The 21,213-nt window shown below is 56.5% G+C and carries 21 protein-coding genes; 8 read left to right on the top strand and 13 right to left on the bottom strand.

Annotated features, from left to right (window positions below):
* Positions 1 to 110 precede the first annotated feature (110 nt).
* Positions 111 to 3,140 carry an efflux RND transporter permease subunit gene (locus H598_RS23095; RefSeq protein WP_051252309.1) on the bottom strand — a complete coding sequence of 1,010 codons (3,030 nt, stop codon included), beginning with the start codon at positions 3,138 to 3,140 and terminating at the stop codon, positions 111 to 113.
* Positions 3,137 to 3,931, bottom strand: coding sequence for an efflux RND transporter periplasmic adaptor subunit (locus H598_RS0102730; RefSeq protein WP_084144291.1), 795 nt, complete (start codon positions 3,929 to 3,931; stop codon positions 3,137 to 3,139). Before H598_RS0102730 ends, H598_RS23095 begins: the two co-directional genes overlap by 4 nt.
* A gap of 191 nt (positions 3,932 to 4,122) precedes the next feature.
* Between H598_RS0102730 and H598_RS0102725 the strand changes: the two genes are divergently transcribed.
* From H598_RS0102725 to H598_RS25390, 5 genes are all read left to right on the top strand, one after another.
* Positions 4,123 to 4,437, top strand: coding sequence for a hypothetical protein (locus H598_RS0102725; protein ID WP_028111640.1), 315 nt, complete (start codon positions 4,123 to 4,125; stop codon positions 4,435 to 4,437).
* Positions 4,438 to 4,626: 189 nt separating this feature from the next.
* A complete protein-coding gene (locus H598_RS0102720) occupies positions 4,627 to 5,844 on the top strand; it encodes a TolC family protein (protein WP_028111639.1) in 1,218 nt (405 codons plus the stop codon).
* 25 nt (positions 5,845 to 5,869) lie between these two features.
* On the top strand, positions 5,870 to 7,138 hold the full coding sequence (locus tag H598_RS23090) for an efflux RND transporter periplasmic adaptor subunit (protein WP_051252307.1): 1,269 nt from the start codon (positions 5,870 to 5,872) through the stop codon (positions 7,136 to 7,138).
* 12 nt (positions 7,139 to 7,150) lie between these two features.
* Positions 7,151 to 10,333 carry an efflux RND transporter permease subunit gene (locus H598_RS0102710; RefSeq protein ID WP_028111638.1) on the top strand — a complete coding sequence of 1,061 codons (3,183 nt, stop codon included), beginning with the start codon at positions 7,151 to 7,153 and terminating at the stop codon, positions 10,331 to 10,333.
* A gap of 244 nt (positions 10,334 to 10,577) precedes the next feature.
* Entirely contained in the window at positions 10,578 to 11,306 is a 729-nt protein-coding gene (locus H598_RS25390; RefSeq protein ID WP_028111637.1) for a LuxR family transcriptional regulator, read from the top strand.
* A gap of 88 nt (positions 11,307 to 11,394) precedes the next feature.
* Here the strand turns inward: H598_RS25390 and H598_RS25385 are convergent, their stop codons facing one another.
* Complete coding sequence (locus H598_RS25385; RefSeq protein WP_051252305.1) at positions 11,395 to 12,927, bottom strand: hypothetical protein; 1,533 nt, start codon at positions 12,925 to 12,927, stop codon at positions 11,395 to 11,397.
* 197 nt (positions 12,928 to 13,124) lie between these two features.
* Here H598_RS25385 and H598_RS0102695 point away from each other — a divergent pair, with 197 nt between their 5' ends.
* Positions 13,125 to 13,826, top strand: coding sequence for a pseudouridine synthase (locus H598_RS0102695; protein ID WP_028111636.1), 702 nt, complete (start codon positions 13,125 to 13,127; stop codon positions 13,824 to 13,826).
* 8 nt (positions 13,827 to 13,834) lie between these two features.
* Here the strand turns inward: H598_RS0102695 and H598_RS25380 are convergent, their stop codons facing one another.
* Both H598_RS25380 and H598_RS0102685 read right to left on the bottom strand, forming a co-directional pair.
* Positions 13,835 to 14,254, bottom strand: coding sequence for a hypothetical protein (locus H598_RS25380; RefSeq protein ID WP_156896911.1), 420 nt, complete (start codon positions 14,252 to 14,254; stop codon positions 13,835 to 13,837).
* Positions 14,255 to 14,291: 37 nt separating this feature from the next.
* On the bottom strand, positions 14,292 to 15,239 hold the full coding sequence (locus H598_RS0102685; RefSeq protein WP_051252302.1) for an AraC family transcriptional regulator: 948 nt from the start codon (positions 15,237 to 15,239) through the stop codon (positions 14,292 to 14,294).
* 114 nt (positions 15,240 to 15,353) lie between these two features.
* On the opposite strand from H598_RS0102685, the gene H598_RS0102680 reads away from it, so the two are divergent.
* Both H598_RS0102680 and H598_RS0102675 read left to right on the top strand, forming a co-directional pair.
* Positions 15,354 to 15,734 carry a hypothetical protein gene (locus H598_RS0102680; RefSeq protein ID WP_028111634.1) on the top strand — a complete coding sequence of 127 codons (381 nt, stop codon included), beginning with the start codon at positions 15,354 to 15,356 and terminating at the stop codon, positions 15,732 to 15,734.
* 235 nt (positions 15,735 to 15,969) lie between these two features.
* On the top strand, positions 15,970 to 16,455 hold the full coding sequence (locus tag H598_RS0102675; protein WP_028111633.1) for a DUF1097 domain-containing protein: 486 nt from the start codon (positions 15,970 to 15,972) through the stop codon (positions 16,453 to 16,455).
* A 62-nt stretch (positions 16,456 to 16,517) separates the two neighbouring features.
* Here the strand turns inward: H598_RS0102675 and H598_RS0102670 are convergent, their stop codons facing one another.
* The 8 genes from H598_RS0102670 to H598_RS26720 all read right to left on the bottom strand — a co-directional run.
* Complete coding sequence (locus H598_RS0102670) at positions 16,518 to 16,733, bottom strand: hypothetical protein (protein ID WP_028111632.1); 216 nt, start codon at positions 16,731 to 16,733, stop codon at positions 16,518 to 16,520.
* Between the two features lie 215 nt (positions 16,734 to 16,948).
* A complete protein-coding gene (locus tag H598_RS0102665; RefSeq protein WP_028111631.1) occupies positions 16,949 to 17,437 on the bottom strand; it encodes a pyrimidine dimer DNA glycosylase/endonuclease V in 489 nt (162 codons plus the stop codon).
* A gap of 242 nt (positions 17,438 to 17,679) precedes the next feature.
* Positions 17,680 to 18,099: a VanZ family protein gene (locus H598_RS0102660; RefSeq protein ID WP_084144290.1), complete on the bottom strand. Its 420-nt coding sequence runs from the start codon at positions 18,097 to 18,099 to the stop codon at positions 17,680 to 17,682.
* A gap of 382 nt (positions 18,100 to 18,481) precedes the next feature.
* Positions 18,482 to 19,039 carry a GNAT family N-acetyltransferase gene (locus H598_RS0102655; RefSeq protein ID WP_028111629.1) on the bottom strand — a complete coding sequence of 186 codons (558 nt, stop codon included), beginning with the start codon at positions 19,037 to 19,039 and terminating at the stop codon, positions 18,482 to 18,484.
* A 106-nt stretch (positions 19,040 to 19,145) separates the two neighbouring features.
* Complete coding sequence (locus tag H598_RS0102650; protein WP_028111628.1) at positions 19,146 to 19,448, bottom strand: hypothetical protein; 303 nt, start codon at positions 19,446 to 19,448, stop codon at positions 19,146 to 19,148.
* 22 nt (positions 19,449 to 19,470) lie between these two features.
* Positions 19,471 to 19,737 carry a hypothetical protein gene (locus H598_RS25885; protein ID WP_156896910.1) on the bottom strand — a complete coding sequence of 89 codons (267 nt, stop codon included), beginning with the start codon at positions 19,735 to 19,737 and terminating at the stop codon, positions 19,471 to 19,473.
* A gap of 170 nt (positions 19,738 to 19,907) precedes the next feature.
* Positions 19,908 to 20,330 carry a UPF0158 family protein gene (locus tag H598_RS0102645; protein WP_028111627.1) on the bottom strand — a complete coding sequence of 141 codons (423 nt, stop codon included), beginning with the start codon at positions 20,328 to 20,330 and terminating at the stop codon, positions 19,908 to 19,910.
* A 549-nt stretch (positions 20,331 to 20,879) separates the two neighbouring features.
* Positions 20,880 to 21,213 (bottom strand): hypothetical protein (locus tag H598_RS26720; protein ID WP_035415151.1); only part of this gene is annotated, 334 nt, incomplete at its 5' end.

Raw genomic sequence — 21,213 nt, 5'->3', positions numbered from 1 at the left:
GTGAATGCTCCGTTTTTTCAATAAGGATGCAGCCATTTGAGTATAGCCATCGATACCGCGCTCGCCGGTCGATGCCACCATGAATTCTGCCTAAAGGCCAAGGTGTTATTTCATGCGGTCTGGGCCTCGGCTGCGGCCTGACTCCGCTGCGGCTGCTGCCGGGCCCGATGACGCAACACCAGCAAATAACCGGCGGGAATCAGCATGAGCACCATCGGCGCGGTCAGCAATATTCCCCAGCCAATCACCAGTGAGATGGGAGACATCAGGTTGTCATAGCCTCCGAGGCCATAGGCCAGTGGCAGCAATCCCGCCACCGTGGTCAGGGTGGTGACCAACATCGGCCGCACCCGGCTGCAGGCCCCCTCCAGCAGCTGCTGAATTCTCAGGCTGTCATCGTCACTGAAGCTTCGGCCATGATAGTGATACAGCAGTACCAGCGCATTGTTGACCACCACACCGGTCATGCCGATGATGCCGACGGTGGCGAAGAAACTCAGCGGCTTGCCATGGAGCCACAGCACCAACAGCGCCGCCGCCACGCCCACCGGCACCACCAATAGCCCCACCAGTGCCTCGCCCAGTCGATCAAACAGCAACATCATCAGCACCGCGATGGCCAATACCGCCATTACCATGGCGATGGCCAGCCCCACCAAGGCTTCGCGAGTGTCCTTGGCCTGGCCGCTGCTGACGATGGCCACCGTCGGATCGACACTGCCCATGGCCGCCAACAAGGCATCTTCGACAGCAATGGGATCGGTCAGGGCGGTGTCGATGTTGGCCGACACTCGAATGCTGCGCTCGCCGTTAAAGTGGTTGATCACCTCATCCCGTTGTCCCGGCTGCCATTGAACCAGTTTGTCCAGGGACACCAGCTGACCACCGCTGCCGCGGACATACAGATTATTAAGCTCCTCCGGGCTGCGATCGTTGTCCTCCAGCACCACCCGGTAAAACACCTCCTCATTGCCTTTAAACACCCGCGACACCCGCTCGCCTTCGATGGCGATGCGCACCGTCCTGGCCAGCTGTTCCAGCGTCACGCCATAACGGCTGAGCCAGGGATAATCGACACTGAGTTTCAGCTGCGCCACCGCGTCGGCCTGGGACTGATGCGGCGCCAACACGCCGGGGTACTGTGCCAGCCACTGAGTGACCCGATCGGCCGCCTGCTGGCGGGCCTCGTCACTGCCGCCAACGATCTGCAGATCCACCGGGCGGCCACTGGGGGCACCGCCGCTGTCGACATCGAACTCCAGGCTGAGAATGCCGGCAAACTGTTCCCCCTGCTGTTGCCACTGCCTCGCGATCTCATCGGCACCGATGCGGCGTTCCGAGGCCGGTGTCAGGCTCACGGTCCAACTGGCCTGGGTCTCAGACACCTCACCGTACCAACTGACCACCTGCTCGGTATCCGCCAGCATGCGATCCACCGCCGCCGCCCGCCGCCAACTCTGCTCCAGGGTTTGATTGCCCTCCAACTGGGCGCTGATCTCCACCAGGTAGGCACCGTCGGTGGGGAAAAACAGCGTCGGCAACTGGCTGTACAGTGCCCATGCCAGGCAGGATGCCGGCAGTAAGGTCAGCAGCAGCAACCGCTTCGGATAACCCAGCGCCCTGCGCACCACCGGCGCAAAACGGGCCCCCCAGGGATCCTTTGCCGCCGGGGCTCGCCCCATCACCGACTTCATGTGGGCGGGAATGATCACCAATGCGTCGATAAAGGAAAACACCAGGGCGATGGAGATGGTCAGTGGCAACACATACAGCATCTTGCCGGCGTTTCCGGGCAGAAACAGCAACGGCAGGAACGCCAGCATGGTGGTCAGAATCGATACGGTAATGGCAGGAAATACGTCTCTGACGCCGCCGCTAACGGCGGTCATGACATCGTCTCCGGCTTGGCGGCGGGCGGTGATCCGTTCGCTGACCACCACCGCGTCATCGACGATGATGCCAATGATCAGGATCAGCGCCGCCATGGTGTAGCTGTCGAGGATCTGACCGCTCATCGACAACACCGTCAAGGTGCCCAGCAGACAGAAGGGGATGGAAAAGGCCACCCAGGGCGCCACCTTGCGATGCAGACACAAAGACAGCGCCACCAGCACCAACGCCAGACCGCCCAGGCCGTTGTACTTGACGATGTCAAACCTGGACTGAATCTCGCGGGCGATATCAAAACCGATGGGCAATTGATAGTCCGGCCCCAAGCGGGCCTGTTCTTGCTTTAGCAGCGCCTGCACCGCCTTCGAGGTGGCGATGACGTCCGCCGCTTCGGTGGCCCGCAGATCGAAGCCGATGGCCACCTGGCCATTGAGGGTTGCCAGGCTCTGGCGGCGCTCAAACCCCTGTCGAATGGCGCCGCTGACGTCCTTCAGGGTCACTTGTGGATTGGCTTTGAGCACCATTGACGACAGGTCACTCAGCGCCAGCATCTGCGCCGAGGTAATCAGCTCCAGATTCCCTTCCTCAGTTTGAATCGAACCACCGGTCATCAGTACGTTACGCTGGCCAATGGCATCGGCAATGTCGGTCAGGGTCAGTTGGTAACGTTTCAGTTGTTCCGGTTGCAGTTCCAGCCAGTACTCCGGGGTGCGCAGGTCGATAAGCTGAACCTCGCTGATCCCCGGTACCCGCCTCAGTTTCAGCTCCAGCTGACGGGCTTGCTCCCGCAGTTGGCCATAGGGCAGATCGGCGCTGATCCCCACCACCATAAAGTCCAGGTTCGACGACTTCGCCACCCGTACCAAGGGCAGCTCGGTGACGCCGGCCGGCAGATCCGACACCCGGTTAACCGCATCGCGAATGTCCTGATAGACCTCGGCCGGACTACTGACTTCGGGATCCAACGAGATGGAGATGCTGGACTGACCCGATGCCGACCGAGAAGTGAACTGCCGTATGCCCGCCACCGACAGCAACTCTTTCTCCAGCTTGCCGGTGACATTGGCTTCCACATCCTCCGCCGATGCACCGGGATAGAACGTCGACACCGATACGTGGCCAAGGTCGATGCGCGGCTTTTCCGCCATCGGCAGATCCCACAGTGCCACCAATCCCAGCACCACCACCACCACACTCAGCAGATTGGCCGCCAGACGGCGGCGGGTAAACCAATTCAGTAGCGCACTCATTGGCCGCCTCCCGCTAGCAGACTCACCTCAACCCGAAAACCGGGCTTTATGTGATGATTCGGATTATCCAGCTCCAGCTCCACCGGATAGCCGCGACCATCATCGAGCAGCGATGGCGATACCCGCAGCACCCGGGCAGTGGTCTGTAGCGACAACGACGGCAGGGTCACCTGCACCTCATCCCCCAGAGTCAGGCGCACGTAATCCTGCTCCAGCATCACCACTCGCACAATCACCCGATCCACGTCCACCAACTCGTACAAAGGGTCGCCGGCATTCACCCACTGGCCATTGTCTACCAACCGGGCGGCCACGACCCCGGCGAACGGCGCCTGCACCCGATTTTTTTGCTGCTGGCGCAATGACTGTGCCAGCAGTTGGCTGTCCACCTGCACCTGGGCGGCGCTGATCTGGGTGATGCGATCCTGATCGTCCAGCTCGCTTTGAGCCAGGGTCTGCTTGTCAATCAGGGCCTGCAGCCGTTTCAGCTGCTTTAACTGGCTTTGGTGCTCAGCACGACTGAGGCTCAGTTGCGCCCGGCTCAGGGCCACCGCCAGGGTGGCATCGCGATCGTCCAGCGTCAGCAGCAACTGCCCCTGCTCCACCGCATCCCCCAGAGAAGCCCGGTAGGCCGACACCACCCCGTCCACCTCGGCGCTGACCACCACCCGCTGCAACGGCCGCACCTCGCCCACCAGGTAGTCTGCCGCCATGGCGAAGCCGCTCATCAGCAACGTCAGCAGCAAGGAGAGTGAAAAACGCGGTAACCAAGAGAACGAAGTTGGAGTCATGTCGCCATAGCCTATGAATGAGAATCACCCCCAGCATGACTCAAGGCACGTAAAACAAATGTCAACGCGGCGGCCATCAGCGGCTTTGCGGTCGCGATCACACCGGCGTGGATTAAAATCTCTTTTGTGGGAACTAAATTTGCTGATAGGATTCCAAGCCGTGACTGCCACTGATTTAAATACAGGTTGTAATGAAACGACTGGTTCTGTTGATTGTTCTGACGCTGCTTAGCCAGACCGCCAATGCGGTGCTGGAAGGCCGTCATGTGCATCTCGGAGACACCATCGAGTTTCACTTCGACACCGGCACTCACCAGCATGACGCCGACGACCATCAACACGCGGACGGCGAAACCTGTGTCCACCACCACTGCCATGCCGGTCATCTTGGCATCACCGTGGCGTCGGTGACGTTGCCCCCTGCGCCTCAGTCGGGGCACTTTCATTATCTCGGCCGCTATCCCGACCCGGCCCCGTCGAATCTGCTGCGCCCCCCCATAGCCTGATCCTGCTCTGCCACTGCGTCATCAAAGCCAACCGCCCAAGTCGACCCGTTTTCGCGATGTCGTACTCAGCTTGGCGGCCAACATCCTAAGGAATGATCTCAGCTTCACCCCCTGAGTCAGCATGCCTTTGGTCACGCAGTGGTATCCCAAAACTTTCTGACATTCAGATCCATTTTGCAGGATATTACTATGCACCCAACTATTCGCATCGCCCTGGTGGCGGTCAGCGTCGGTGTCACATTTCAGGGGCAGGCCTCTGAACTGTCGCGATTTGCCACTCAGGCATTGAGCCAACTTGAGGCTCTGCCGCAGATCCGTGCCGAAGCCGAGCAGCTGACCCTGGCCAAGCTGTCGATCAGTAGCGCCAACCAGGCACTGTACAACCCCGAGCTCGCTCTTGACGTGGAAAACATCGGCAGCGACAGCAGCGATGAAGATTACACCCTGTCCGTGGCTCAGGCCGTGGACTGGGCCGATAAACGCGGCTATCGCACCCGCCTGGCGCAACTCAACGCCCTCAAGGCTCAGGCCGACTATCAGCAGTTACGCAATGACACCCTCGCCAGTTTGCTCAGTGCCTGGGTGAGCTTGCGTCAGGCGCAGCAACTGGACCAGTACGCCACCGAACAGCAGCAACGCACTCAGTCGATGCTGGCGTTGGCAGACAAAATGGTTCGGGTCGGTGAACTGGCCCCCTTGGACAAGCAACTGCTAACCCTGGAACTGGCCCGGGTCAGCGGCAGCCGCGCCGATGCCCGTCAGGCCCTGATCAGTGCCGAGTCACAATTAACCCTGTTTGGTGGCGACCCGGCTCTGGCCCTGCCGCCGTTTCATTTCCCCCTTCCCAGTACCGAAGTGAATCAGCAACTGCCGGCGTTGAAGGGCCAGTATCAGGCCGTTCTTGCCGCCAAGGCCGGTTTCAGCCTGGCCAGACAGGAGGCCAAAGCCGATCCCACGGTCTCTGTGGGCGCCGTCACCAATGGCGATGACAACAGTGTGCAGCTGGGAATCTCCATGCCACTGAACATCCGCAACCGTTATCAGGGCGAAATCAACGAAGCCAATCAAGGCGTCATTGTGGCCGAGCAGCAATACCTTGCCCGCTCCCGCGCCCTCGAGATAGACCTCGAATCCCTGAGTCGCCGCTACGGCGCCGTTGCCGACAGCCTTAGCCGCTGGCAGCAACTGACTCAGGACTCCCTGGACAGCAGCCACGAACTGCTGCAGCGACTGTGGCGCGGTGGCGAGATGCCAACGTCACAGTACCTGCAATCCCAGCAACAGCTCACCGACACCTGGGCCACCGGCGCCATGCTTGAAGCACAGCAAACCAACCTGTGGCTCGAGATGATGGCCAGCCGTGGCGAACTGGAAAGCTGGCTGACTCAACAGGCTGTGAGCCAATAACACCGAATTCGAGGAATACAACATCATGAAAAATCTGACACTGTCCCCTATGGTTCTGGCCATGTCTCTGGCTCTGCCACTGACGATCGGCAGCCACAGCGCCCTGGCCGGCGACGACCACGGCAGCAGCACTGACCCGAAAATCCAACTGGCGCAGGACAACTTCCATGCCGAACACGACCACAACGACGCCTCACACCCCGAAGCGGACGGTGGCGATCACGCTGCCGAAACCGCTCACGGTGAAGAGGACGACGGTCATGGTCATGACGAAGAGGCGGAAGAGGCGGAAGAGGAAGGTTTGCATCTGACGCCGGCCCAGAGCGCCATTGCCGGCATCGAAGTGGCTACGGCCGTTGAATCTCAACTGAACTTTGAGCATCCGGTGCCGGCACAGCTGTTGGCCAACCCCAATGTCACCAGCCAGCTGTCATTACCCGTTGACGCCCGGGTCATCGCCCGCCACGTCAACCCTGGCCAGGACGTGGCCAAAGGCACCCCGCTACTGACCCTGGCGTCCAGCGACATCGCCAATGCTCAAGGCCGCTACCTGCTGGCCCAGGCCGAGTGGAAGCGAGTACGCTCCCTCGGTGAAAAAGCGATCTCTGCCAGCCGCTTTCAGCAGGCGCGCATTGACATAGAAACCAGCTTGCAGGATCTGCTGGCCCTGGGCATGACTCAGGCACAAATCGATGGCCTCAACCACGAACAAACCCGACTGGGTCAATTTGAGCTGTTGGCCCCTCATGCCGGTACCGTTCAGCAAGACAACTCGGTGATGCAGCAGAACCTGCCGGCCCTGACCCCCCTGATGGTACTGGCCAACGAGCGAACCCTGTGGGCGAACGCTCAAGTGGCTCCCAGCCAGTCCGGTAATGTCCGTATCGGCCAGGCGATGACACTGGCGGTCAACGGTGAGCTGTTTCAGGCCACCGTCATCGGCCGCGATCATCAATTGAATCCACAGACCCGCACCGAATCCATCCGCCTGGAGGTGGCCAATCCCGACCATCGCCTGCATGCCGGGCAGTTCGCCACCGCCTATCTGGGCCAGAGTCAGCGCCAGGGCATTGTGCTGCCGGACTCTGCCCTGAGCCGAGGTCCAGACGGCGATTGGATGGTGTACCTGTATGACGGCAAGGAGTACCGGGCCCAGGAGATTCAGGTTATCAACGCCATCGAAAAGCAAAACCTGATCACCGGCATTCCGCTGGGCAGCCAGGTGGTCATCAAAGGGGCGTTTTTCCTGACTTCAGAGCAGGCGAAATCCGGCCTCAGCATCCACAACCACTAAGGCGGCGCCTCTATGCTCAATACTATAATCGCATCAGCGGTGCGCAACCGGCTGATCATTCTCATTCTGCTGATTGCCACTATGGCTGGCGTCGTCGCCATGCTGCCAAAGCTGAACCTGGATGCCTTTCCTGACGTCACCAATGTTCAAGTCACCGTCAACACCCAGGCCGAAGGCCTGGCATCGGAGGAGGTGGAGCAGTTAATCACCTACCCCATCGAGGCGTCGATGTACTCGCTGCCCGCCGTCACCCAGGTGCGCTCCCTCAGCCGTACCGGCCTGTCGGTGGTCACCGTGGTGTTTGAAGAAGGCACCGACGTCTACTTTGCCCGTCAACAGGTGTTTGAACAGCTGCAAGCGGCCCAGGAGAACATTCCCGATGGCGTTGGTACCCCGGAGATGGGCCCCAACACCTCGGGTCTGGGTCAGGTCTACCAATACCTGCTGCGGGCCGAACCGGGTAGCGGCTTTGATGCCATGGCCCTGCGCGGGCTGAACGATTACCTGGTCAAACTGATGCTGATGCCAGTGGAAGGGATCACTCAGGTGCTGTCCTTCGGCGGCGAAGTTCGCCAGTACCAGGTGCAGTTGGATCCCACCAAGATGCAGTCCTACAGCTTAACTCTGGATGATGTGCAACAGACGCTGGAGTCCAACAACCGCAACACCGGCGGCTGGTTTATGCCCAGAGGGCAAGAACAGTTCGTGGTGCGGGGCTACGGCTTTATTCCCAGCGGTGAGGCGGGGCTGGAAGCGATTCGGTTATTGCCGCTGAAAACCATCAACGGCACTCCCATCACCGTTAATGACATCGCCTCGGTGCAATTCGGCAGCGAGATTCGGGTCGGCGCCGTGTCCATGAGCCGCCGCGATGACAACGGTCAGGTGCAGCAACTGGGGGAAGTGGTATCCGGGGTGGTACTCAAGCGCATGGGGGCCAACACCAAGGCCACCATCGATGACATCGAAGCGCGAATTCCGCTGATCCAGCAAGCCCTGCCTCAAGGGGTCACGTTTGAACCCTATTACGACAATGCCGATCTGGTGAGCAAGGCGGTCAAAACCGTCCGCGACGCGTTACTGATCGCCTTTGTGTTCATCATCGTGATTCTGGCACTGTTCCTGCTCAACATTCGCGCCACCGCCCTGGTGCTGTTGTCGATTCCGGTGGCCATCGGCATCGCCTTGATGGTCATGGCCTATTTTGGCGCCTCGGCCAACCTGATGTCTCTGGGCGGCCTGGCGGTGGCCATCGGTATGCTGGTGGATGGCTCGGTGGTGATGGTGGAAAACATCTTCAAACACCTGAGCCAGCCGGACCGCCGCCACCTCAGCCAGGCTCAGTCCCGGGCTAACGAAGCCGATCCCCACAATGCCGGTGCCGACCATCACGGTATTGCCATGCGGGTCAAGGCGGCGGCTCAGGAAGTTGCCAGCCCGGTGTTCTTTGCCACCATCATCATTATTGTGGTGTTTGCCCCGCTGTTTACCCTGCAAGGGGTAGAAGGCAAGATGTTCCAGCCGATGGCGGTGAGCATCATTCTGGCGATGATGGCCGCCCTGGTTGTGGCCCTGTTTGTGGTGCCGGCTCTGGCCACCATGGCGTTCAAAAAAGGCGTCAGCTTTCGCCCCAGCCCGGTGGTCGCCCCCCTAGAGAAAGCCTACCGGCGCCTGCTGGGTCGCATCATCAACCGCCCCAAAGCGGTGATCGCCGCCGCCCTGATCGCCTTTACCGCCACCATGAGCCTGGTACCTAACCTGGGCACGGAGTTTGTCCCCGAGTTAGAGGAAGGCACCATCAACATTCGGGTCACCCTGGCCCCCACCGCCAACCTGGATACCGCCTTAAACCTGGTGGCACCCAAGCTGGAACGGATTCTGATGACCTTCCCCGAAGTGGAGTACGCCCTGAGCCGGGTCGGTGCCGCCGAGCTGGGTGGGGATCCGGAGCCCATCAACAACGTCGAGATCTACGTCGGCCTCAAGCCCGTCGAACAATGGACTTCGGCGTCGAATCGACTCGAGCTTCAACGGCAGATGAACGACAAGCTGAGTGTGTTCCCGGGTCTGCTGTTTACCTTCTCTCAGCCCATTGCCACCCGAGTGGATGAGCTGCTGTCCGGGGTGCGGGCTCAACTGGCGATCAAGCTGTTTGGACCGGATCTGACCGTATTGGCGGAGAAAGGCAAGCAGATCGAAGAGCTGGTAAAAAACGTCGACGGTGCCGTGGACGTATCGATGGAGCAGATTCAGGGGGAACTGCAACTGGTGGTGCGGCCCAATCGCAGTAAATTAGCTCGCTATGGCATCAGCGTCGATCAGGTATTGCAACTGGTGTCCGACGGCATCGGTGGCCGTCAGGCCGGCCAGGTGATTGACGGCAACGCCCGCTACGACATTCAGCTGCGGTTTGCACAGTCGTTCCGCGACAGCCCGGAGAAACTGGCGGACCTGCTGCTGTACGGCAGTGATGGCAGCCAGGTACGCCTCGGAGACGTGGCCGACATCGGCATGGAGAGTGCGCCGCCGAATATTCGTCGCGACGATGTGCAGCGACGGGTGGTCATTCAGGCCAACGTCTCAGGACGTGACATGGGATCGGTGGTCAACGACATCTATCAACGCGTGGCCGACGGTGCCGATCTGCCGGCAGGCTACTCGGTTAAAGTGGGCGGCCAATATGAAAGCCAGCAGCGCGCCCAGCAACGGCTGGCCATTGTGGTGCCCATCTCCATTGCCCTGATTGCCTTACTGCTGTATTTCTCGTTCGGCTCGGTAGCGCAATCTCTGCTGATCATGGCCAATGTGCCACTGGCGTTGATTGGTGGCGTTCTGGCGCTGTTTTTGACCGGCACCTACCTGTCGGTCCCCAGCTCCATCGGCTTCATCACCCTGTTTGGGGTAGCCGTGCTCAACGGCGTGGTGCTGGTAGATGCCATTAACCAACGGGTGAACGCCGGCGAACCGGTGGCCGAAGCGGCGTTCGAAGGCGCCATCTCTCGGCTACGGCCGGTACTGATGACCGCCCTGACCTCGGCGCTGGGCTTGCTGCCAGTGATCTTCTCCTCCGGCGTCGGCTCAGAAGTTCAGCGACCGTTGGCGATGGTGATCATCGGCGGTCTGGTCACCTCCACGGCCCTGACCCTGTTGGTGCTGCCGACCCTGTACCAGCGTTTCCCACCCAAGGTGGACTGAGCCTGTACAACGGGGTCTGTCTGGCCCCGTTGGGTTTTTCCCCGGGTTGTTCGGGGAGTGTTAGGGAACCGGTAATCCTAACCTTTTCGGCCCCTGCCCCGTGTTCAGCGACCCGTGGATGTTGCGCCTCCTGATGGAGGCGCCTTTTTATTAACCTTGATAACATGTGTGCAACTTTTTGATCTAGGTCAGTTTATAAAGCCCTAACCGCCCCTACACTCAAACTAAGCCAATTGAGGTGTACATGGACTGGTTAAAACTCTACCCCTGGATCAACGACCTGAACCACTGTCAGGGCCCGGCACACTTGCGGGCATTGCTGAACCGACTGCTGCCGATCGTCGGCGCCGATGCCTGCCTGTTGATGCTGATTGATTTGCGCCGAGGAGTGCAACACACCTTTTGTGCGGGCCTGTCGGCACGCTCTCAGGCCTTTGTGGCCGGCAACACCGAGCAAGATCGTTATCTTCATACCTACATGAGCAACAAGCTGGTGGGCGAGTCCGTGTGCCTGCAGGAGCTGCTGCCCCGCCCCAAGGCGGAAGCCGGCGGCTTTCTCGAGCGTTACCAACCTTACTTCGACTACCGTTTCTCTTATGGCCTGGTGCTGCCATTAAACGCTCACCAACAGGTGGCCATCTCCCTGCACCGACACCGCACCCCGTTTCAAAAACTCTACCAGCACGACATGAATGGCCTCGGTGCCGCCATCTTGCCCTGGGCACACCACTACCTGAAACTTCGGAGTCACTCGCCTCTGGCCGAGCTGTGTCTGGAGCCTTTGACGCCGGCCGAGCGACAGGTTCTCAACCTGCTGATGGAGGGGCTCGATGGCAGTGAAATAGCCGATTACCGAGGCGTCAGCAAAGAAACCGTTAAGTCTCAACTCAAAAGCCTGCTGCATAAAACCGACAGCCGCCATCAGAATCAACTGCTGCACCGCGCCTACACCCTGACGCCCCGTTTCGACTGAGCCGTTCGCCAGGCACAAAAAAGGCGAGCCGGAGGTCAACTCGCCAGGGGGAACGGACTGAAGGGCTCAGCCCGTAAAGCTCTGCGATCTATTTCTGTCTCACCAGTACGGCGTAGGCATAAATCCCTTCTTGCTCAGGGTACAAGTTGACCGCCACGGTATAGTCGGCATTCACCAACCAGTAACCGTTGTACTGATCTTTGAACATGCCCTGTTTCAGCTCGACTTTCATAGTATCCACCACCTCCAGGTCGGCCTCGGGGTCATCGGTGGCTTTCTGGTGCCAGGCTGAGTTACCCGCGGCATCGAATACCACCTGATCCAGGCTGTAGTTAAACAACTTGGCGTCATTGGCCTGGGCCGGAATGTCCATGGTAACGGAATACCACTGCCCTTCCAGTTTCGCCAGTTCCAGCTGCTGCGGCTGTTTTACGGCCACCATCACTTCCTGCTGCTCGCCGTCCCAGACTGCGACCTGAACGATCACGTCCTTCTCGGCCGACAGTTGCAGGTAGCCTTCGTCCTCATCAAGGATGCGACCACGGTCGTCCATCGCGAAGGTAAAGTTATCGGTGGCATTGTCGTCGGTACCGCCCAGATCGGTAAAGGCTACCGCCCCGGCATCATCGATGACCAGTTGGTACACGCCAAAACCAAACTGACCCGGGTCGCCCAGAGAATGCGCCGGCGTGTACAAGCTGCCGACCAGCCACTGGCCCTGCAGATCGCTGAGCTGATAGCTGTCGGCACGGCGAACCGACAGCGCCAACCGCTGCCGATGCTCTTCACCGTTCCACCACAGCATCATCTGCTCGCCAGAATCCATCTGCACCATGTCGGTCTCTTCATCGACGGTGATCTTGCCGGTGTTATCCATGGTGATGTCGTAGCTTTCATCCGGATAATACTCACCGGCAATGTTGCGCTCTTTAACGGTCAGGGTGCCGTCATTGATGAGCCAATCTGCCAGACGATAATCAAACGAGTCCGGGGAGTTGTGATCGTAACGAGGGGTCAGAAACTCAATAGACAACCAGTCACCGTCCAGATCGCCGGCCGTGAAGCCCGGGTTAACGGTTTCATCGAAGTGGTCGAGAGCGTCTTCGGCACTGACCAGATCGTCGGCGTCCATGCCTACGGCGTCCAGCGCCACGGTCATTTGAGTTTCAAAGGCTTCGGTACCTTCATCCAGTGTGACGCTGGGCATCGCCTGCGCCACCGCTTCGGCAATGGTGATGCCATTATCCGGATCGCCGTCGCTGTCCAGAGACTGCAGCAACCGCAGCGTATTCACCACCGCGGGCGTAGTGGCGTCCTCGGTGGCAAACAGGGTCAGCGGCGTCACTTCGGCGGCGGCATTCACCACCGGAAACTCGGTGGCACCCAGGCTGAAGTTCACCTGCTCCCCCTGCTGATAGACAAACTCACCAGCCGCATTGGTCACGCCCTGCTGAGTGCCGGTGGCGTAACTCAGTCCGGCAACCGGACTGTCCAGAAATACCCCGGTGTAAAGTTCAGGCTCCACCGGAGCCGGGCTGCTGTCGCTGTCACTGCCACAACCGGCCAGGGCCACCATGGCGGCGACCAGTGCACACAATTTGAATCCATTTTGATTTTTCATACTCACCTCCTGCTAGTTACTTCATTGATACGCAAATGAAATAACCGCTTCATCCCCCGTTCGGGGGATAAACGCCAGTAAGCTGATCTACCTCAATAGCCCGGCGTCGGTTTCCACCATTTGGCGGCGGCTTTATCGCCATTGCCTTTCGTCGCCAGCGCGTTACCATAGGCGCCCCAAACAGGCAGAGGCCGTCTATGCGACTGGATCGTTTCATCAGCAAAACCACCCGAGAGAGCAATCGCCGCATTCGAGACTGGATTCAGAACGGTCAGGTGTGGGTGGATGGACAGCCGTGCCTGGATGGAACCCGTCGAATCACCGAGTTCAGCCAGGTTCGCTGCAACGGCATCGAACTGCCGTGCAAGCAGGCACAATATTGGCTGATGAACAAGGCGGCCGGGATTCTGAGCGCCACCCGGGATGCGAATCACCGCACGGTGATTGAGGAACTGGCAACGCAACAGCCGGAGCTGGATCTGACCGAGATCCACATCGCCGGTCGACTGGACCGGGCCACCACCGGCCTGTTGATTCTGACCAACGACGGCAACTGGTCGAAACGACTGACCCGGCCGGAAATAAAAATTCCTAAGACTTACCTGGTGACCACCGCCCACCCCATCGACCCGGGCACCGAAGCCCGATTCGCCGAAGGAATTCACTTTCCGTATGAGGGAATCACCACCTCGCCGGCACAGTTGACCCGGCTTGGCTCTCAGCAGGCCAGGCTGACCATCTACGAGGGAAAATACCACCAGATCAAACGGATGTTCGGAGTGTTTCGAAACCCGGTGGTGGCCCTTCACCGAGAACGCATGGGTGAAATAACGCTAGAACCGTCACTGCCGCCGGGCAACTGCCGCCGTTTAACCCGTGCCGAGATTGACTGGCTGTAAAGCCGGACTCAGGGACCGGCGCACACCAACGGCTGATCAAACACCTCATTTTGCAGCATTGCCACGCCAGTTTTAGGGTTTAAAGTCAGCACCATATCGCTGCCATGGTCGCCTCCCGGAGCCGACCATGGAATGGCACTGCCAACCACCACCAGATAGGGCCGGGTTGCCAATACCTCGCCTCGCCCCTGCCAACAACCACTGTAGGCGCATACCGACAGCGCGCCGCGGTCATCAAGACTGACACTCAGCGGGGTAAAATCCGCCGTGGTGGCAACCGAACATCCCTGCGACGAACAGCGGCTTTCAAAGTCGTTGCTGCACTGCCAACTGTCGGCACAGACTTCGCTGCTGACCAGCAGCAACGCCGCCACCGGCAGCACCCTTAGCCTGCTCCTGCTAGTTTCCAGACGGGTAGCAATAAACATCGGCACCCTCACACCCGGCTTCCATTTCGCTGATCTGTCACCCATGAGTTGCTCCCTGATCTGACCGAGTCCGTCGCCGGCGTCGTACCGCACCGGGCGTAGTGCCCGTCACCACTTTAAAGGCTTTACGAAACGCCGCTTCCGACTGGTAACCATACTGCTCTGCCAATTGAGCCACCGAGCACTGTCCGGTCGCCAGTTGTACTGACGCGCAGTGCATTCGCCATTGGCTCACATAACGCATCGGTGACACGCCAACCAGAGACTGAAACCGACGGGCAAAGCTCGAGCGGCCCAGCGCGGCAATCTGCGCCAGGCCATTGAGAGTCCATGGCTTCGCCGGCTGATTGTGTATCGCGGCCAGCGCCGGCGCCAAGTGACGGTCGAACAACGCCGCCAGTAACCCCTGCTCAACCTGGCCCGATTCAATTTGTTGCCTGAGCAGGGTGACAAACATCAACAGCGCCAGTTGATTCACCACCGCATAATGGCCTGGCTGCTGCTGTTTTAACTCCAGTATCATCAAGGCCACCAGCCGTTCCAGACGCGATTCGGTGCCCAGATTGTGCACCACCATCAGTGGAGCCAACGAATCCAGCAGCGGCCAGGCGGCGGCATTGCGAAACTCAAAAAAGCCACAAATTAACTGGGTTCGCGGCTCATCCGCCACTGCAGTCGACAGCGGCGCATTGACCAGGGCGGCATCGGGTTGCTGCGGCGAACTGGCCAGAATGTGGTGGTTGTCGTGAGGAAACACCAGCAGATCCCCCGGTTGCAGCGCCAGCGCCGGTTGCCCCTCCATGTGCAACCAGGCACGGCCATTGGCGATCAGATGAAAGGGGATGCGACGACTGCCGGCGGTATCCACCGCCCACTGGCCGCAAAACTCACCATTAACGTACACCTCGGTCTGCAACTGCAAACTGGAAAGTACCGAACTCAGCGCATCCGGATTGTTCAGATACACATTTGGACGATCTGACATAAAACCAGCACCATTTGACGCAGAATAGAGCAATTATGCTCACTATACTGGCTCCATCAAGGCTCAACAAGGACCTTGACTGCCCTGTTAATTTGGACCTTACGGAGACACATCATGAAAGCACTACTTGGAATGACCAGCGCGATAATTCTGACACTGAGTTTGGCGTTTGGCGCAGCGGCCGCCACCCCTGAAACCCGGGACGATGGCGTAACCGTGATTCACCTCGACGAGTACAACGGCTACTTCGCCGCCGAAGAGACCATCGCCGGACTGAAGGCCGGCGAGTACGAATTTGTCGTGACCAACCGCTCTGACAAACTGGTGGGCTTTCAAATCCAAAACCTGGCCAACCGCAACACGTTGGACAAGTTTCCTCTGGAGCCGGGCCAAACCCGCAGCTCCCGGGTCACCATTACCGAAGCGGGCGTGCGCTACCGCTGCCCCATCAACCCGACCCCCTGGTATGAACTGGACGGCATTAAAGCCCGATAGTTGAGCCAAACAGCAGCCAGGCGGGACAACCGCCTGGCTGCGACTGGTCGCTACGAACCAGGACGGTGAGAGCCAGCCCTAAAATTGTAAAAAAATTTCACTTAAGTCACATAAACCATACGAAATAGCGTCAAACCCGACCTGATCCGCCCAATAGCGTGATCGTGATCACTTGGATGTGAAAATAAGTAAGATACACTCCGTCATCTTTCTGAGATAACGACGAGACGATTACATGTCTGTATTGGTGGCGATTGCAATCACAACCGGAATACTGTCCGGCATCTGGGGCTGGGTGTCGGTGTCATTGGGTCTGCTGACCTGGGCTGGCTTTCTGGGTTGCACAACCTACTTTGCCTCCCCTCAAGATGGCGTAAAAGGGTTGGCACTGAGCGTGGCCACCAATATGAGCGGCGTATTCTGGGCCATGGTGATCATCCAACTGTCCACCATCGCCGGCGCCGAAGTGATTGGCTATGTGATTACTGGCATCGTCGCCACGCTGATGTGTGTTCAAGCCAAACAGACCTGGCTCAACTACATTCCCGGTACCTTTGTCGGCAGCTGTGCCACCTTTGCCGCCGCGGGCGACTGGCAGGCGGTGATTCCGGCTCTGATTGTTGGCGCCACCTTTGGCTTCCTGATGAAAGCCTCCGGTCTGTGGCTGCATCAAAAAATCAACCAACCGGCTGCTGCCATGGAAACCGCCAAGGCAGATTGAGCCTCATCGATTTTCAGACACAAAAAAACGGCACCCTGAGTGCCGTTTTTTGATCGTCGCCCCTACTCGTAACGCCGCAACCTGCGGCTGTCTCCCTTCAGGGCCAAGAAGCCCATATACGCCATGCCCAAAGGGGGAATCAACGACAACACCGCCCCAACCAAGGTTACCAAAGCCGGGGTATCGCTGCGCTTTCTGGCCAGCAATGCAATCAATACCGTTGACAATACCAGCCACAACACCATCATCTGGCCAGCAAGGGTTGCATTAATAGACATTGAAACTCCTTTTCTGTCTGTCTTGCTCCAGCCCAAAGCATCATGCCGGACCCGTCGCGGAGCAGGTCAAGAATAACGCCAGCCAACAAAGCAATGCAACGGCAACCGTGACCTCTCCTGCGCTTCTGATGTAAAGCTGTTACAACACTAGCGGGCGGAGCCAAAAGAGGAGCTAAAGACCGGTTGCCCTTGCCAAAGGGCAAGTTTCGATCCCATTAATCCAAAGCCGCGTTCAGCATCTGAGTGTACCAATCGGGTTGGGGCCGAACTGTCCAGCGGGCAAAGCGCGACTTGTCCTGAACGTAGAAGCGCCGATAGGCCAGCACCGCATTGCCCTGAACTTTAAACGGCTCTGGCATCGCTTGAGCAAAGGGTGTCAGTCCACGGCGGGCAAACGGCATCGCCTCAATGATCGACAACGCCGCCATCGACTTATGGTCTTGAGGCTTACCGTAGCGAAACCGATATTCATCGTTCAGGGCCACCGCCAGATCCCGTAGCCAGCAAAAGTTGTCGTAGGACTCCTCTACCCATAACACACAGGGATGCTTAAGGTGGGTGGAGCGATAAGGGGTGTCAAACCCCTTTTTGTTTAACGCCGTGCACAGCAGTTGCACGCTTTCGAGGATCATCTTGACCACATGCTGATCGCAGTGACTGCGGGCACAGCGCTCAATGTCGTCATCCAGTACAAAAATGTTCATCGCCCCTCCCCTACTGAAATCAACCTGTGTCTCGGCCGAAAGTCGCCGTTTGCAGTAAACACCAACAAGTACGAGCAATCGGTCAAAGTGGTTTAGGGAAGCAACCGCCGTACAGAGGATGTGTTCAGCTGCCAAACAGCCCGAATTCCAGCGACGCGAGCCGAATCTGCCCAAGAAAGTTAAATTGACGGGTAATGAGCTCGATGAAGCAAAAACACTGGGACCTGGCCACCTCGGCGGGATCAGCTCTCGGCGTGCCGACGACAGAGCCAGCGTGTTGCCGCCAGCTTCTTACTGACCCAGGTAAACAGCACAATCCCCACCAGATCCGCCGCCAGGTCGGTAACATCGAAGGTGCGCCGAGGCAGAAGCAGTTGACTCAGCTCCTCCAGCAGCACAAACAGCGACACCAGCGTCGTGCCGAGGTACCAGCGCCCACGGCCGACGGGAAAAGTCTTAAGGCCAGTGCCCAGATTGGCAGCCAGGGTTAACAAGCCAAACAAACAGAAGTGACCCAACTTGTCGCCATACGGCAACTGCCGAACCAGATCGAAAAACACACTGTCGCCACCGCTGTTGGCCAGATAGATGATCCACAAAATAAACCCAAAGAAGCCAATGCCCAGCAGGCCAATGCTCTTTTGAATTCCGGTACTACTCATTCCTATCACCCTTTTGTATAAAATGGCCAATCGTCTCGTTACTGCCGCCATCCGCGATCATGGCCGCGATACGGCCTAGCGGGCCCAGACCCACACAAGGACTGGTGTCGATGGTCTTTGCAGGGATCACAGCATAGTTAACCTCGACCCGGCTGTCAGGATTAACTGACTGAACAGCGCCTGTTTCTGTACCCAGCAGGGACGATTCCGTATCGCTTGGGTTACTCGATACACTGAAAGTTCAGTCCGTTTGAACTGGTTTTATCTATTCACAGACAGGAAGCGGTTAGAAGGCAGAATCTAAGTACCGAGATTCACACCTAGGGAGCGTTGCCTGCGTTGACACTTCTGAGCCGTCCTATATGTCTCACTCATCATTAGCTCAATCTGCTTTATTGCCCTCTGAACGTAAAAGGGAAAATACTTTGAGGTCATGATAGGAACCCTTCCATTTACCATGCTGCCTCAGTATGCCGTCACATTGAAAGCCTAACTTTTCAAGCACAGACTCCGAAGCACCATTGCCCAACATAACATACGCCTCAATTTTATTAATAAATTTTGGGCAGTCATTTGAAAATGAGTACTCGACAACTTTACTTACAGCTTCTTTAGCAAAGCCCTTTCCCCAGGATCTTTTTTGGAGTTCATAGCCTATAACCGCTACGTCATTGCTTTCTTCGAAACGATTAATGCCACAACTACCTACAAATTCATTCGTTGATTTTTCTCGAATGGCCCACCGACCACTTTTTTGCTCTCTAAAACTCTTATTATCATTTTCTATTAATTCAAGCGCTTCATTTTCCGAAGTGAAGTATAAATCGTAAAATTCAGTCACTTCGCTATCAGAAAACATGGCGAAAATTGCTTTAGCATCATCGTTGGATTGCTCATCCAGGATAAGCCTTTCCGTTTCTACTATTGGGAAATTATTCATACATCTCCGAGAATATATCGTCCCTTTAGAGGGAACTGCTTGTCTGGCTATACTCGGCGAGGCACGAGCGCAACCAGACTGATTGCTATCCGTCTTGAGTCTTTCGTTATCTTGCGCCGGCTCCGGGCAAAAAGAATTCAACCTTGCCGCACGATTCACAAGCAAACATATCGAGCGCTTGTTTATCGACTAACAACTCGGCGAAATTGCCCAACGCGCCCCATCGAGTGCCCTCATGAAACTCCTTGGAGCCAAGCATCAGCATCGCTGACCCACAGCGAAGGCTTTTCAGAACTTGGGCCTGTGATTCAGCTGGCTTTAGTTGCCCTCTCTCACAGCCGCAGTTCCAGCAAACTTCAAAGCTGGACTCGTCGATCTCTGTACTACAGTTCTGGCATTTCCAAGCCATAGGACCTCCTAAAATTGGCTGTCTATTTTACAGAAGTGCCAGCACTGACAGCAGACACCAGCCCAACTAGAAAGCCAAAATCGTACCACACTCCCGAGTTAGGGAAGGTATAGATTCTGACATCAGAAAACAGGCTTGCGATAAAACTAAAAATAAAGAAAAAACCATGCATTAGGCCAGTGAAAAAGCCTGGAAGATCGTTACCATGCGTTTCGGGTTGAGATGCACAACCTGATAATAGAATCAATGCCGTTAGGAAAAAAGCAATGTAACATTTATTTTTATTCATAGACACTATTTACGTTGTTTTATGTAGTTCAGTTGATATCAACAGAATTAAATCAATTGTAATCTCTAGCGATTTATTAAGGCAACCAGTCCTCAATGAGATACGCTCTTAATATGACATCCAATAAAAAAGAGTACTGCTAGCCAGTAACAACCGCCTGCAGTGCATTGTCAAGAATCTTCATTGACTGTTATTTCATTGACAAGACACCATTCAAGCAATTCCCTAGTTACGGCCTCCTCTTCATATCGATACCATTCATCGAGCATGTTAGCTTGCTCAAGGAGAACCTTAAACCTTCCGTATGCGCCACGCCGACTAAATATGTTATGCACAGTTTCAACATGTTCTGAAAGGTGCTCTGCGGCAAACCTTAGAACTAACCGTTTGCCCAAGTTCATATCTTGCTTCGATGGAATCTCTACGTAATCTGGATTGTCATAAAGATCATCAGGTAGCTCTTCATCGTCGATGAGATCGCCAGTGTAAACTATCTTGCCGCTGCACCTATTTAGATACGTACAACTATCAAACAACAGCCCAGACGATGAAAAATCAACGGCTAAGGCAAGGTCGCTGAGCTTAACTTCCATACTAAACCTCCTGGGCGATTTACCTCCCACATTAAGGGAAAAGATGTTGGATAGAAAAATCATCGAAGTACGAGCAAAAATCCGCCTGTAGTGGCTTGTTAAGTATTGTCTACACACCTGAATAGGTTTGCTCGACAGAGTAGCCACTATAGTTACCTGACTCATCAATGTTTATGTATATTTGAATATCGCAGTCATACAACAACCAAAGCAAAAACGTTCGGACTGTACATTCTGTTGCATCGTCTGCAGGCCTAGCCTGAAATCTATTTTGAAACCGATCATAAGAATAGAGCCACGATGTACTGTTTAAAAAACCTTCGACTTCCTGCGTTGGCTGGCCAAGAGTTAATCTGGCTTCAATTAGGTTCTCTATGCTCTCAACATCCTCTAGATCTTTTGCCAACGTAAGAGCAGGAATCAAAGCAAGAGCCATTATGAATATTCGCACGTACTCTCCAAGACACTTAACGCTTTTGTAAGGGGTGCGTGCAGTTTACGCGTCCCAGCCCAACTCGTTGGGCGAACTTAACAAACTTGTTAGAGGAACTAGTCAACAAAGTGTCCATCAATATTCTGTAATTGAAGTTGTTCTAGCCAACTATCACGGTTTTCCATTATCTCGTTGAAGTTAACCTGCTCAGCAAATGGAATTCGATGAGAGTAAAAAATTGATTTAACCGATTCATCATTATCTCGATAAAATCGATTTATTACGTACTCATAATGTGATTTGTCAGGAGCTAACAGAAGCATGCGTAAGTATACTTCCTTCTTTACTTTTGACTTGTCTGACTGAAGTATATCCGGCTTCATAGCGAACATTGGCTTGACGCTGTTAACGTAGCCAGGAAGAACCTCTTTCAGCGCTTTTTTCCCTTGA

The organism is Ferrimonas kyonanensis DSM 18153 (assembly GCF_000425405.1).
In the GTDB taxonomy this organism is placed as follows: Bacteria; Pseudomonadota; Gammaproteobacteria; order Enterobacterales; family Shewanellaceae; genus Ferrimonas; species Ferrimonas kyonanensis.
This window is presented reverse-complemented; position numbering and strand designations above follow the sequence as displayed.

Excerpts from the sequence above, each read along its gene's own strand:
- H598_RS23095 (WP_051252309.1), bottom strand. The coding sequence starts at position 3,140 with ATGAGTGCGCTACTGAATTGGTTTACCCGCCGCCGTCTGGCGGCCAAT.
- H598_RS0102730 (WP_084144291.1), bottom strand. The coding sequence starts at position 3,931 with ATGACTCCAACTTCGTTCTCTTGGTTACCGCGTTTTTCACTCTCCTTG.
- H598_RS0102725 (WP_028111640.1), top strand. The coding sequence starts at position 4,123 with ATGAAACGACTGGTTCTGTTGATTGTTCTGACGCTGCTTAGCCAGACC.
- H598_RS0102720 (WP_028111639.1), top strand. The coding sequence starts at position 4,627 with ATGCACCCAACTATTCGCATCGCCCTGGTGGCGGTCAGCGTCGGTGTC.
- H598_RS23090 (WP_051252307.1), top strand. The coding sequence starts at position 5,870 with ATGAAAAATCTGACACTGTCCCCTATGGTTCTGGCCATGTCTCTGGCT.
- H598_RS0102710 (WP_028111638.1), top strand. The coding sequence starts at position 7,151 with ATGCTCAATACTATAATCGCATCAGCGGTGCGCAACCGGCTGATCATT.
- H598_RS25390 (WP_028111637.1), top strand. The coding sequence starts at position 10,578 with ATGGACTGGTTAAAACTCTACCCCTGGATCAACGACCTGAACCACTGT.
- H598_RS25385 (WP_051252305.1), bottom strand. The coding sequence starts at position 12,927 with ATGAAAAATCAAAATGGATTCAAATTGTGTGCACTGGTCGCCGCCATG.
- H598_RS0102695 (WP_028111636.1), top strand. The coding sequence starts at position 13,125 with ATGCGACTGGATCGTTTCATCAGCAAAACCACCCGAGAGAGCAATCGC.
- H598_RS25380 (WP_156896911.1), bottom strand. The coding sequence starts at position 14,254 with ATGTTTATTGCTACCCGTCTGGAAACTAGCAGGAGCAGGCTAAGGGTG.
- H598_RS0102685 (WP_051252302.1), bottom strand. The coding sequence starts at position 15,239 with ATGTCAGATCGTCCAAATGTGTATCTGAACAATCCGGATGCGCTGAGT.
- H598_RS0102680 (WP_028111634.1), top strand. The coding sequence starts at position 15,354 with ATGAAAGCACTACTTGGAATGACCAGCGCGATAATTCTGACACTGAGT.
- H598_RS0102675 (WP_028111633.1), top strand. The coding sequence starts at position 15,970 with ATGTCTGTATTGGTGGCGATTGCAATCACAACCGGAATACTGTCCGGC.
- H598_RS0102670 (WP_028111632.1), bottom strand. The coding sequence starts at position 16,733 with ATGTCTATTAATGCAACCCTTGCTGGCCAGATGATGGTGTTGTGGCTG.
- H598_RS0102665 (WP_028111631.1), bottom strand. The coding sequence starts at position 17,437 with ATGAACATTTTTGTACTGGATGACGACATTGAGCGCTGTGCCCGCAGT.
- H598_RS0102660 (WP_084144290.1), bottom strand. The coding sequence starts at position 18,099 with ATGAGTAGTACCGGAATTCAAAAGAGCATTGGCCTGCTGGGCATTGGC.
- H598_RS0102655 (WP_028111629.1), bottom strand. The coding sequence starts at position 19,039 with ATGAATAATTTCCCAATAGTAGAAACGGAAAGGCTTATCCTGGATGAG.
- H598_RS0102650 (WP_028111628.1), bottom strand. The coding sequence starts at position 19,448 with ATGGCTTGGAAATGCCAGAACTGTAGTACAGAGATCGACGAGTCCAGC.
- H598_RS25885 (WP_156896910.1), bottom strand. The coding sequence starts at position 19,737 with ATGAATAAAAATAAATGTTACATTGCTTTTTTCCTAACGGCATTGATT.
- H598_RS0102645 (WP_028111627.1), bottom strand. The coding sequence starts at position 20,330 with ATGGAAGTTAAGCTCAGCGACCTTGCCTTAGCCGTTGATTTTTCATCG.